We start from the raw sequence: 11,946 nt of genomic DNA, 5'->3' as shown, positions 1-11,946 counted from the left end.
TCGCAGACAAACAAAAACGCCCGGCATAAACCGGGCGTTTTGTATTGACTTGATTAGCGGGCGCGGTAAGTGATGCGCCCTTTGCTCAAGTCATAGGGCGTCAGCTCGACGCGCACTTTGTCACCGGTAAGAATACGAATGTAGTTCTTGCGCATCTTGCCGGAGATATGCGCGGTTACGACGTGCCCATTTTCCAACTCCACACGAAACATGGTGTTGGGCAGGGTGTCGACGACAGTGCCTTCCATTTCGAAGCTGTCTTCTTTCGACATGCAGTAAAGCCCTCGGTGTCCAATGAATGGCCCGGTGCAACTGCGCCAGGCAAAAGCGGCGTGCATTGTGCCCGAAAAATGGGGTTTAAGCCAAGGGGTTCTAGTTCAGGATGACCCAGCGCTGATTAATCAGCAGTTCGATAGGCCGATATTGCGTCTTGTAGCTCATCTTTTTGCAGTTTTTGATCCAGTAGCCGAGGTAGACGGCTTCCAGCCCGAGGCGCTGGGCCTCGGCGATTTGCCAGAGGATCGCGTAGCGACCCAGGCTGCGGCGTTCTTCATCGGGCTCGTAGAAGGTGTAGACCGCCGACAGACCGTTCGGCAGCAAGTCGGTCACGGCCACCGCCAGCAGCCGGCCTTCGAGACGAAATTCGTAAAAACGCGAGAACGGCAGGTCACGCACCAGAAACGTCGAAAACTGGTCGCGACTCGGCGGATACATATCGCCATCGGCGTGACGCTGTTCGATGTAACGCTGGTAAAGGTCGAAATATTCTTCACTGAATTTCGGCCGGGCCGGGCGCACTTGCAGGTCAGCGTTGCGTTTGAAGATGCGTTTTTGCTGGCGGTTGGGTGCAAATTGCGCCACAGGGATGCGCGCCGGGACGCATGCATTGCAATTCTGGCAATGAGGCCGGTAGAGATGATCGCCGCTGCGACGAAAACCCATTTCAGACAGGTCTGCGTAGACATGCACATCCATGGGCTGACTAGGGTCGAGGAACAGCGTCGTGGCCTGCTCCTCGGGCAGATAACTGCAAGAGTGGGGCTGAGTGGCATAGAACTTCAAACGCGCCAACTCGGTCATGATCAACCCTCGGGATAAGCTTTTGCATTAAGTGTAAGCCACGCGCGCGAATGTCGCTCAGCAAACCCAGGTGGCCCGGCTGGGTTGATCCAGATGCTGTGCGAGGTAGCTGGCAAACTCGCGGCGTGGGATCGCCCTCGCGCCCAGACTGTGCAGATGGTCGGTGGGCATCTGGCAGTCGATCAGCACAAAACCTGAGTCTTTCAGATGTCGCACCAATGTGGCAAAGCCATATTTAGAGGCATTGTCAGCGCGGCTGAACATGGATTCGCCGAAAAACAGCTGACCCATCGCCAGGCCGTAGAGCCCGCCGACCAGCACGCCATCATCCCAAACCTCCACGGAATGCGCGTAACCACGCTTGTGCAGTTCGAGGTAAGCCGTCTGCATCGCATCGGTGATCCAGGTCCCGTCGGCGTAATCGCGAGGGGCGGCGCAGGCGCTGATCACCGAGGCAAAATCCTGATCAAAGGTCACTTGGTAGCGTTGCTGGCGCAGCAATTTATTCAGGCTGCGCGATACATGCAGTTCGTCGGGAAAAAGGACGGTACGCGGATCCGGCGACCACCAGAGAATCGGCTGGCCTTCCGAGAACCATGGAAAGCAGCCGTGGCGATAAGCCTGAATCAGACGATCGGCGGACAGATCGCCGCCCGCGGCCAACAGTCCGTTGGGGTCGCGCATGGCTTTTTCCAGCGGCGGGAACGTCAGGGTGTTGCGTTGTAACCAAGTCAGCATGGCATCCGGGCTTGCAGAAGGGGAGGGTGGTGGCGGGCTGGTGGGCCCGCCGTAAAGTGTGCCGTCAAACGACGGGAATGTCGTCGAGGTATTTCTCGGCGTCCAGTGCGGCCATGCAGCCGGCCCCGGCGGAGGTCACGGCCTGGCGGTAAACGTGGTCGGCCACGTCACCGGCGGCGAACACGCCCGGGATCTCGGTGGCCGTGGCGTCGCCTTCGCTGCCGCCTCTGACCAGCAGATAGCCGTCACGCATTTTCAGCTGGCCCTCAAACAGGTCGGTATTGGGCTTGTGGCCGATGGCGATGAACACGCCAGCCAGTTGCAGTTCACTGGTTTGGCCGGTGTGGCTGTCGCGCAGGCGGGCGCCGGTCACGCCGCTGGCATCGCCCAGCACTTCATCGAGATTCTGATTCCAGTGCAGGCGGATATTGCCGTTGGCGGCTTTTTCGAAGAGTTTGTCCTGAAGAATCTTCTCCGAACGCAATTTGTCGCGCCGGTGAATCAGGTGGACTTCCTTGGCGATGTTCGACAAGTACAGGGCTTCTTCAACCGCGGTGTTGCCGCCGCCGACGACGGCGACCACTTGATTGCGATAAAAAAAACCGTCGCAGGTGGCGCAGGCCGAAACTCCGCGGCCGGCAAAGGCTTCTTCCGAAGGCAGCCCCAGGTACTGCGCGGAAGCGCCGGTAGCAATAATCAGCGCGTCGCAGGTGTAAGTGTCGCCATCGCCGATCAGCTCGAACGGCCGTTGCTGCAACTTGGCGGTGTGGATGTGGTCGTAAACGATCTCGGTGGCAAAGCGCTCGGCGTGTTTTTGCATGCGTTCCATCAGCACCGGGCCGGTGAGGCCTTCGACGTCGCCGGGCCAGTTATCGACTTCGACGGTGGTGGTCAGCTGGCCACCTGCCTGTATGCCGGTAATGACAACGGGTTTGAGGTTGGCGCGGGCGGCATAAACGGCTGCGCTGTATCCGGCAGGGCCGGAACCCAGAATGATCAGGCGGGAATGCTTCGGTTCGCTCATAAAAACACCTCATAAGCCTTTGTCACAAAAGAGAATGCATGCTCAAATTGAACCGCGCGTAACCTGCGTTTGGCTATGCTACACCGAAGGGCTTCAAGCATGGCATCGGGCGAACAAACCCGTACAATGCCGTCTGTAACAGTGGTTGAAACAAAATAAGCTGTGTGTGCCGTGTTTATAAAAACCGGGGTGCAGTGTTAAAAGTAGTCCCAGTTGCGCGTGTTAACTTTTTTACCTGCCTGGATTGGGCAGTTTTTTATAGTCATTCAACAGATGGACGCGCCCAGGGCGCAGGAAAAGAAGCGTTTTGAAGAAATCCACCGCAGCACCTAAACCAGCCGTCGTTCCACTTTGGCGCCAGCATTTGCATTACCGGCTCAAGGAAGGTGCATTGATCGCCATCGGCGGCCTGTGCCTGTTCCTGATGATGGCCTTGTTGACCTATGGCAAGGACGATCCGGGCTGGAGCCATAACAGCAAGATCGATGATGTGCAGAACTTCGGCGGACCAGTCGGTTCCTACAGCGCCGACATCCTGTTCATGGTGTTGGGTTACTTCGCCTACATCTTCCCGCTGTTGCTGGCGATCAAGGCCTATCAGATCTTCCGTCAGCGCCACGAGCAGTGGCAGTGGAGCGGCTGGCTGTTCTCCTGGCGCCTGATCGGCCTGGTGTTTCTGGTGCTGTCGGGCGCCGCTTTGGCGCATATCCATTTTCATGCGGCCACCGGTCTGCCGGCCGGTGCTGGCGGTGCCTTGGGCGAAAGCCTTGGCGACCTGGCCCGGAACGCGCTGAACATCCAGGGCAGCACACTACTGTTCATTGCACTGTTCCTGTTCGGCCTGACCGTGTTCACCGACCTGTCGTGGTTCAAGGTGATGGACGTCACCGGCAAGATTACCCTCGACCTGTTCGAACTGTTCCAAGGCGCTGCCAATCGCTGGTGGGCCGCCCGTGTCGAGCGCAAGCAACTGGTTGCGCAGTTGCGTGAAGTCGACGATCGCGTGCATGACGTAGTCGCCCCGACGGTGACCGACAAGCGCGAGCAAGCCAAGGTCAAGGAACGACTGATCGAACGCGAGCAGGCCCTGAGCAAGCACATGTCGGACCGCGAGAAGCAGGTGCCGCCTGTCATCGCACCAGCGCCGCCCAAGCCGGCAGCGCCGAGCAAGCGCGTAGAGAAAGAGAAACAGGCGCCGTTGTTCGTCGACAGCGCCGTCGAAGGCACCTTGCCGCCGATCTCGATCCTCGATCCGGCCGAAAAGAAACAACTCAATTATTCGCCAGAGTCGCTGGCCGCCGTCGGCCACTTGCTGGAAATCAAGCTCAAGGAATTCGGCGTCGAAGTGTCGGTGGATTCGATCCACCCGGGCCCGGTCATTACCCGTTACGAAATCCAGCCAGCCGCCGGCGTCAAAGTCAGCCGCATCTCCAACCTGGCGAAAGACCTTGCGCGTTCCCTGGCCGTGACCAGCGTTCGTGTGGTGGAAGTGATTCCGGGCAAGACCACCGTCGGTATCGAGATTCCTAACGAAGACCGCCAGATCGTGCGTTTCTCCGAAGTGCTGTCGACGCCTGAGTACGACAACTTCAAGTCGCCGGTCACCCTGGCCCTGGGCCACGACATCGGCGGCAAGCCGGTCATCACCGACCTGGCGAAAATGCCGCACTTGCTGGTGGCCGGTACGACCGGTTCCGGTAAGTCGGTCGGTGTGAACGCAATGATCCTGTCGATCCTGTTCAAGTCTGGCCCGGAAGACGCCAAGCTGATCATGATCGACCCGAAAATGCTTGAGCTGTCGATCTACGAAGGCATTCCGCACCTGCTGTGCCCGGTCGTGACCGACATGAAGGACGCGGCCAACGCCCTGCGCTGGAGCGTGGCGGAGATGGAGCGTCGCTACAAATTGATGGCGAAGATGGGCGTACGAAACCTGTCGGGCTTCAACGCCAAGGTCAAGGAAGCCCAGGACGCCGGCACGCCGCTGACCGACCCTTTGTACAAGCGCGAAAGCATTCACGACGAAGCGCCGCTGCTGACCAAGCTGCCAACCATCGTCGTGGTCGTCGACGAATTTGCCGACATGATGATGATCGTCGGCAAGAAGGTTGAAGAGCTGATCGCCCGTATCGCCCAGAAGGCCCGTGCGGCCGGTATCCACTTGATACTCGCGACCCAGCGTCCGTCGGTTGACGTGATCACCGGTCTGATCAAGGCCAACATCCCGACGCGTATGGCGTTCCAGGTGTCGAGCAAGATTGACTCCCGGACGATCATCGACCAGGGCGGCGCCGAGCAACTGCTGGGCCACGGTGACATGCTATACATGCCGCCGGGCACCAGCCTGCCGATCCGTGTCCATGGTGCGTTCGTGTCCGATGACGAGGTTCACCGGGTAGTTGAAGCCTGGAAACTGCGCGGTGCTCCGGAGTACAACGACGAGATCCTGGCAGGTGTTGAAGAGGCCGGTAGCGGTTTCGACGGCGGCAGTGGCGGTGGCGACGAAGACAGCGAATCCGATGCGCTCTACGACGAAGCGGTGCAGTTCGTCCTGGAAAGCCGTCGTGCGTCGATCTCTGCGGTTCAGCGCAAGCTGAAAATCGGCTACAACCGCGCCGCACGCATGATCGAAGCCATGGAAATGGCCGGGGTCGTGACGTCCATGAATACCAACGGTTCGCGTGAAGTCCTGGCCCCTGGCCCGGTACGCGATTGATTGGATTGCTGACCTGAATTGAAAAGCGGTGGCGCAGTGATGTGCCACCGCACCCCCCACGAATGTTATGAGGACTCCCATGCGTCTTATCCGCATGCTGTTGCTGCCGGTACTGGCTTTGACCACGCTTTCGGCCCACGCCGATGACAAGGACGTGGCGCGTCTGACCCAATTGCTGGAAAAATCCCAGACCCTGACCGCACGTTTCTCGCAGCTGACCCTCGACGGCAGTGGCACCCAGTTGCAGGAAACGGCCGGTCAAATGTCCCTGCAGCGTCCTGGCCTGTTCTACTGGCACACCGATGCACCGCAAGAGCAGTTGATGGTTTCCGATGGCAAGAAAGTGTCCCTGTGGGACCCGGACCTGGAGCAGGTCACCATCAAGACCCTCGACCAGCGCCTGACCCAGACCCCGGCGCTGCTGCTGTCCGGTGACGTGTCCAAGATCAGCCAGAGCTTCGACATCAGCGCCAAGGAAGCCGGCGGCGTGATCGACTTCACCTTGAAGCCGAAAACCAAGGACACCCTGTTCGACAGCCTGCGTCTGTCGTTCCGCAATGGCCTGGTCAATGACATGCAACTGATCGACAGCGTCGGCCAGCGCACCAACATCCTGTTCACCGGCGTGAAGGCCAACGAGCCGATCCCGGCGTCCAAGTTCAAGTTCGACATCCCGAAAGGCGCGGACGTGATCCAGGAATAAAACGCAGAACCCCTGTGGGAGCGGGCTTGCTCGCGAAAGCGGTGTGTCAGTCGCCGCATAGGTTGACTGACACACCGCTTTCGCGAGCAAGCCCGCTCCCACAGGGGGATGCGGTGTTCACAATGAGGTTTCATAAGCAGTGATGGACCTGTTTCGCAGCGCCCCGATAGCTCAGCCCTTGGCCGCACGCCTGCGTGCAGCCAATCTGGATGAGTACGTCGGTCAGGAACACCTGCTCGCTCGCGGCAAGCCTTTGCGCGAAGCCCTGGAGCAGGGCGCCCTGCACTCGATGATCTTCTGGGGGCCGCCGGGCGTGGGCAAAACCACCCTGGCGCGGTTGCTGGCGGAAGTCTCGGATGCGCACTTCGAAACGGTTTCGGCGGTGCTGGCCGGCGTGAAGGAAATCCGTCAGGCGGTGGAAATCGCCAAGCAGCAGGCCGGGCAGTACGGCAAACGCACCATTCTGTTCGTCGATGAAGTGCACCGCTTCAACAAGTCGCAGCAGGATGCATTCCTGCCCTACGTTGAAGACGGCACGCTGATTTTCATCGGCGCAACCACGGAAAACCCCTCGTTCGAACTCAACAACGCGTTGCTCTCCCGGGCACGCGTCTACGTGCTCAAAAGCCTCGACGAAGCAGCCCTGCGCAAATTGGTGCATCGGGCGCTGACCGAAGAGCGTGGCCTGGGCAAACGGCAACTGACCCTCAGCGATGAAGGCTTCCAGATGCTGTTGTCCGCCGCCGATGGCGATGGCCGCCGTCTGCTCAACCTGTTGGAAAACGCCTCGGACCTGGCGGAAGACAACAGCGAGATCGGCGTCGATCTGCTGCAAAGCCTGCTCGGCGATACCCGCCGACGGTTCGACAAGGGCGGCGAGGCGTTCTACGACCAGATTTCCGCGCTGCATAAATCGGTGCGCGGCTCCAATCCCGACGGCGCGTTGTACTGGTTCGCGCGGATGATCGACGGCGGTTGCGATCCGCTGTACCTGGCCCGGCGCGTGGTGCGCATGGCCAGCGAGGACATCGGCAATGCTGACCCTCGCGCCCTGAGCCTGTGCCTTGCGGCGTGGGAAGTGCAGGAGCGCCTCGGCAGCCCCGAAGGTGAATTGGCGGTGGCCCAGGCCATCACGTATCTGGCTTGCGCGCCGAAAAGCAACGCGGTGTACATGGGTTTCAAGGCCGCCCTGCGCAGCGCCACCGAACATGGTTCGCTGGAGGTGCCGCTACACCTGCGCAACGCACCGACCAAACTGATGAAGCAATTGGGTTACGGCGATGAATACCGTTACGCCCACGATGAGCCGGACGCTTACGCCGCCGGCGAAGACTACTTCCCGGAAGAGCTCGAGCCGCAACCGTTCTATCAGCCAGTGCCTCGTGGCCTGGAGCTGAAGATCGGCGAAAAGCTCAATCACCTCGCACAACTTGACCGTTTAAGCCCTCGGCAGCGGAGAAAATAGTGATTCCTTTGGTCATTGCGGTCTCCGTCGGCGGTGTCGCCGGAACATTGTTGCGCTTTGCCACCGGTAATTGGGTCAACGCTAATTGGCCGCGGCACTTCTATACCGCGACGCTGGCCGTTAATATCGTCGGCTGTTTGCTGATCGGCGTTCTATACGGTCTGTTTTTGATCCGCCCGGAGGTGCCAATCGAGGTGCGCGCCGGGTTGATGGTCGGCTTCCTCGGGGGGCTGACGACTTTTTCATCCTTTTCACTGGATACGGTGCGCCTGCTTGAAACCGGGCAAATGCCGCTGGCCCTGGGCTATGCTGCCATCAGCGTATTCGGAGGGCTGCTCGCGACCTGGGCTGGCCTGTCCCTGACCAAACTTTGATAACGAGAGACCGACATGCTCGATTCCAAACTGTTACGTAGCAACCTTCAGGACGTAGCGGACCGCCTGGCATCCCGTGGCTACACGCTGGATGTTGCGCGCATCGAAGCGCTGGAAGAACAGCGCAAGACCGTCCAGACCCGCACCGAAGCACTGCAGGCTGAACGTAATGCGCGCTCCAAATCCATCGGCCAGGCCAAGCAGCGTGGCGAAGACATCGCGCCGCTGATGGCCGACGTCGAGCGCATGGCGAACGAGTTGAGCGCCGGTAAAGTCGAGCTTGACGGGATCCAGACCGATCTGGATTCGATCCTGCTCGGCATCCCGAACCTGCCGCACGAGTCCGTGCCACTCGGCGATGACGAAGACGGCAACGTCGAAGTGCGCCGCTGGGGCACCCCGACCGCTTTCGATTTCCCGATTCAGGACCACGTGGCCCTGGGCGAGAAGTTCGGCTGGCTGGACTTCGAAACCGCCGCCAAGCTGTCCGGCGCCCGCTTTGCCCTGTTGCGCGGCCCGATCGCTCGCATGCACCGCGCCCTGGCGCAGTTCATGATCAACCTGCACACCAGCGAACACGGTTACGAAGAGGCTTACACGCCTTATCTGGTTCAGGCGCCTGCTTTGATGGGCACCAGCCAGTTGCCGAAATTCGAAGAAGATCTGTTCAAGATCACTCGCGAAGGCGAAGCCGATCTGTACCTGATCCCGACCGCTGAAGTGTCGCTGACCAACATCGTGGCCGGCGAGATCGTCGATTCGAAACTGCTGCCGATCAAGTTCGTCGCCCACACGCCATGCTTCCGCAGTGAAGCCGGTGCATCGGGTCGTGACACCCGCGGCATGATCCGTCAGCACCAGTTCGACAAGGTCGAGATGGTCCAGATCGTTGAGCCGTCGACCTCGATGGACGCGCTGGAAGGCCTGACCGCCAACGCCGAAAAAGTTCTGCAATTGCTCGAACTGCCATATCGCACGATTGCGCTGTGCACCGGCGACATGGGCTTCAGCGCGGTCAAGACCTACGACCTGGAAGTGTGGATTCCGAGCCAGGACAAGTACCGCGAGATTTCGTCGTGCTCCAACTGCGGCGACTTCCAGGCCCGGCGTATGCAAGCGCGTTTCCGCAACCCAGAAACCGGCAAGCCTGAACTGGTTCACACCCTCAATGGTTCCGGCCTGGCGGTCGGTCGTACGCTGGTGGCGGTGCTGGAAAACTACCAGCAGGCCGACGGTTCGATCCGTGTTCCTGACGTGCTGAAACCGTACATGGGTGGCCTCGAGGTCATCGGCTAAATGGACTATCTGCCGCTGTTTCATAATCTTCGCGGCAGTCGTGTGTTGGTCGTCGGCGGCGGGGAAATTGCCTTGCGCAAATCCCGCCTGCTGGCCGAAGCCGGTGCGCTGCTGCGGGTGGTTGCACCTGAAATCGAACCGCAGCTGCGCGAACTGGTTGTCGGCAGCGGTGGCGAGTGCCTGTTACGGGGCTACGTCGAAGCGGACCTGGACGGTTGCGGGCTGATCATTGCCGCCACCGACGACGAACCGCTGAACGCGCAAGTCTCCGCCGATGCCCATCGGCGTTGCGTACCGGTCAACGTGGTGGATGCGCCAGCCTTGTGCAGCGTGATCTTCCCGGCGATCGTCGACCGTTCTCCCTTGATTATTGCGGTGTCCAGTGGCGGCGACGCGCCGGTGCTGGCGCGGTTGATCCGCGCCAAGCTGGAAACCTGGATTCCTTCCACCTACGGTCAACTGGCCGGTCTGGCGGCGCGCTTTCGCAGTCAGGTCAAAGGCCTGTTCCCGGATGTGCAGCAGCGTCGGGCGTTCTGGGAAGATGTATTCCAGGGCCCGATTGCCGACCGGCAACTGGCCGGGCAGGGCGCCGAAGCCGAACGCTTGATGCTCGCCAAGATCAATGGCGAAGCGCCGGTCGCTACCGGTGAAGTGTATTTGGTGGGCGCAGGTCCTGGTGATCCAGACTTGCTGACCTTCCGTGCCTTGCGCCTGATGCAGCAAGCCGATGTGGTGCTGTACGACCGTCTGGTCGCCCCGGCCATTCTCGATTTGTGCCGTCGCGATGCCGAGCGGGTCTACGTCGGCAAGCGTCGCGCCGATCACGCCGTGCCTCAGGACAAGATCAATCAGCAACTGGTGGATCTGGCCAAGCAAGGCAAGCGGGTCGTGCGATTGAAGGGCGGTGATCCGTTCATCTTCGGACGTGGCGGTGAAGAGATTGAAGAACTGGCAGCCCAGGGCATCCCTTTCCAGGTGGTGCCGGGTATCACGGCCGCCAGCGGTTGCGCGGCGTACGCCGGGATTCCGCTGACTCACCGTGATTACGCGCAGTCGGTGCGATTTGTCACCGGGCACTTGAAGGACGGCTCCACCGATTTGCCGTGGGCCGACCTGGTCGCGCCGGCGCAAACCCTGGTGTTTTACATGGGACTGGTGGGCTTGCCGATCATTTGCGAACAGTTGATCAAGCACGGTCGCGGGGCTGACACCCCGGCAGCGTTGATCCAGCAGGGCACCACGGTCAATCAGCGGGTGTTTACTGGCACCTTGGCCGATCTTCCACAGCTGGTGGCGGAGCATGAAGTGCATGCGCCAACGCTGGTGATTGTTGGGGAAGTGGTGCAACTGCGCGAGAAACTGGCGTGGTTCGAGGGCGCTCAGGCGCAGGTCTGAATACCCCGGAACTGATCGTTCCCACGCTCCGCGTGGGAATGCATCCCGTGACGCTCTGCGTCACAGTGTCGGAAGCGGACGCGGAGCGTCCATGGCGGCATTCCCACGCAGAGCGTGGGAACGATCGTCTGTCAGGCCCGGCGCCAAACCCCTTTCCCACTCAACCGCGCCCGATCATGGGTTGCCGTGAAATCCTGCGCCGGCCCCTTTGGCACAACCCCCGTCGGGTTAATGGTCTTGTGGCTGCCGTAGTAGTGATTTTTGATGTGCTGGAAATCCACCGTCTCGGCAATCCCCGGCCATTGATAAATCTCCCGCAGCCAGTTCGACAGGTTCGGATAATCGGCGATCCGCCGCAGGTTGCACTTGAAGTGACCGTGATACACCGCATCAAAGCGAATCAGCGTGGTGAACAGCCGAATATCGGCTTCGGTCAGGTACTCGCCGACCAGGTAACGGTTGGCGCCTAACAGCTCTTCCAATCGATCCAGTTCCGCAAACAATCCATCGAACGCTTCTTCATAAGCTGCCTGCGAGGTGGCGAACCCGGCGCGATAAACACCGTTGTTCACCGCCGGATAAATCCGTTCATTCAGCGCATCGATCTCACCGCGCAACGGCGCCGGATAGAAATCCAGGTCATTGCCGGTCAGGTCATCGAAGGCGCCATTGAACATGCGGATGATCTCCGCCGATTCATTGTTGACGATGCGATTCTGCTGTTTGTCCCAGAGCACTGGCACGGTGACGCGGCCGGTGTAGTCGGCGGTATCGGCGGTGTAGCGCTGGTGCATGAAATTGAAATGATCGAGTTTGTCGCCGGTCGAGCCCAGGTTCTGGTCGAAGGTCCAGCCGTTTTCCAGCATCAACCAGCTGACCACCGAGACGTCGATCAGGCTTTCGAGGCCTTTGAGTTTGCGCAGGATCAGCGTGCGATGCGCCCACGGACAGGCGAGGGACACGTAGAGATGATAACGGCCGGCCTCGGCTGCAAAGCCACCGACACCCGTCGGGCCGGGCTTGCCGTCGGCAGTCAGCCAGTTGCGACGTTGCGCCTGTTCACGCTGGAACGCGCCGTCCTTGCTGCTTTCGTACCACTGGTCCTGCCAGCGACCTTCAACTAACAAACCCATGTTCAAGACTCCTCAACCGATA

11 protein-coding genes are annotated in these 11,946 nt (G+C 60.2%); 6 read left to right on the top strand and 5 right to left on the bottom strand.

The genetic code is table 11. The annotated features are described in order from the left end of the window. Positions 1-53 precede the first annotated feature (53 nt). The 4 genes from infA to trxB form a co-directional block, all read right to left on the bottom strand. Positions 54-272 (bottom strand): translation initiation factor IF-1, encoded by a 219-nt coding sequence (gene infA / locus ACA072_RS18160; protein WP_002553999.1) that lies wholly within the window; start codon positions 270-272, stop codon positions 54-56. A 100-nt stretch (positions 273-372) separates the two neighbouring features. Then, on the bottom strand, positions 373-1,080 hold the full coding sequence (locus tag ACA072_RS18155) for an arginyltransferase (protein ID WP_497619602.1): 708 nt from the start codon (positions 1,078-1,080) through the stop codon (positions 373-375). 57 nt (positions 1,081-1,137) lie between these two features. Continuing rightward, positions 1,138-1,818, bottom strand: coding sequence for a leucyl/phenylalanyl-tRNA--protein transferase (gene aat, locus ACA072_RS18150; RefSeq protein ID WP_497619600.1), 681 nt, complete (start codon positions 1,816-1,818; stop codon positions 1,138-1,140). 64 nt (positions 1,819-1,882) lie between these two features. Further along, entirely contained in the window at positions 1,883-2,842 is a 960-nt protein-coding gene (gene trxB, locus ACA072_RS18145; protein ID WP_497619599.1) for a thioredoxin-disulfide reductase, read from the bottom strand. A 307-nt stretch (positions 2,843-3,149) separates the two neighbouring features. Here trxB and ACA072_RS18140 point away from each other — a divergent pair, with 307 nt between their 5' ends. From ACA072_RS18140 to cysG, 6 genes are all read left to right on the top strand, one after another. Further along, complete coding sequence (locus ACA072_RS18140) at positions 3,150-5,558, top strand: DNA translocase FtsK (protein WP_109629455.1); 2,409 nt, start codon at positions 3,150-3,152, stop codon at positions 5,556-5,558. Positions 5,559-5,637: 79 nt separating this feature from the next. Continuing rightward, positions 5,638-6,261 (top strand): outer membrane lipoprotein periplasmic chaperone LolA, encoded by a 624-nt coding sequence (gene lolA / locus ACA072_RS18135; protein WP_007904916.1) that lies wholly within the window; start codon positions 5,638-5,640, stop codon positions 6,259-6,261. Between the two features lie 142 nt (positions 6,262-6,403). Then, on the top strand, positions 6,404-7,726 hold the full coding sequence (locus ACA072_RS18130; protein ID WP_123366312.1) for a replication-associated recombination protein A: 1,323 nt from the start codon (positions 6,404-6,406) through the stop codon (positions 7,724-7,726). Continuing rightward, positions 7,726-8,100 carry a fluoride efflux transporter CrcB gene (gene crcB / locus ACA072_RS18125; protein ID WP_461954768.1) on the top strand — a complete coding sequence of 125 codons (375 nt, stop codon included), beginning with the start codon at positions 7,726-7,728 and terminating at the stop codon, positions 8,098-8,100. Before ACA072_RS18130 ends, crcB begins: the two co-directional genes overlap by 1 nt. Positions 8,101-8,115: 15 nt before the next feature. Continuing rightward, entirely contained in the window at positions 8,116-9,396 is a 1,281-nt protein-coding gene (gene serS / locus ACA072_RS18120; protein ID WP_497619595.1) for a serine--tRNA ligase, read from the top strand. Then, positions 9,397-10,791, top strand: a complete 1,395-nt coding sequence (gene cysG, locus ACA072_RS18115) for a siroheme synthase CysG (protein ID WP_497619593.1) — start codon at positions 9,397-9,399, stop codon at positions 10,789-10,791. It begins immediately after the preceding gene. Positions 10,792-10,922: 131 nt separating this feature from the next. Here cysG and ACA072_RS18110 read toward each other — a convergent pair whose 3' ends face one another. After that, on the bottom strand, positions 10,923-11,924 hold the full coding sequence (locus tag ACA072_RS18110) for a glutathione S-transferase family protein (protein ID WP_497619591.1): 1,002 nt from the start codon (positions 11,922-11,924) through the stop codon (positions 10,923-10,925). Positions 11,925-11,946 lie beyond the last annotated feature (22 nt).

It is taken from the genome of Pseudomonas sp. LBUM1656 (assembly GCF_059716065.1).
This window is presented reverse-complemented; position numbering and strand designations above follow the sequence as displayed.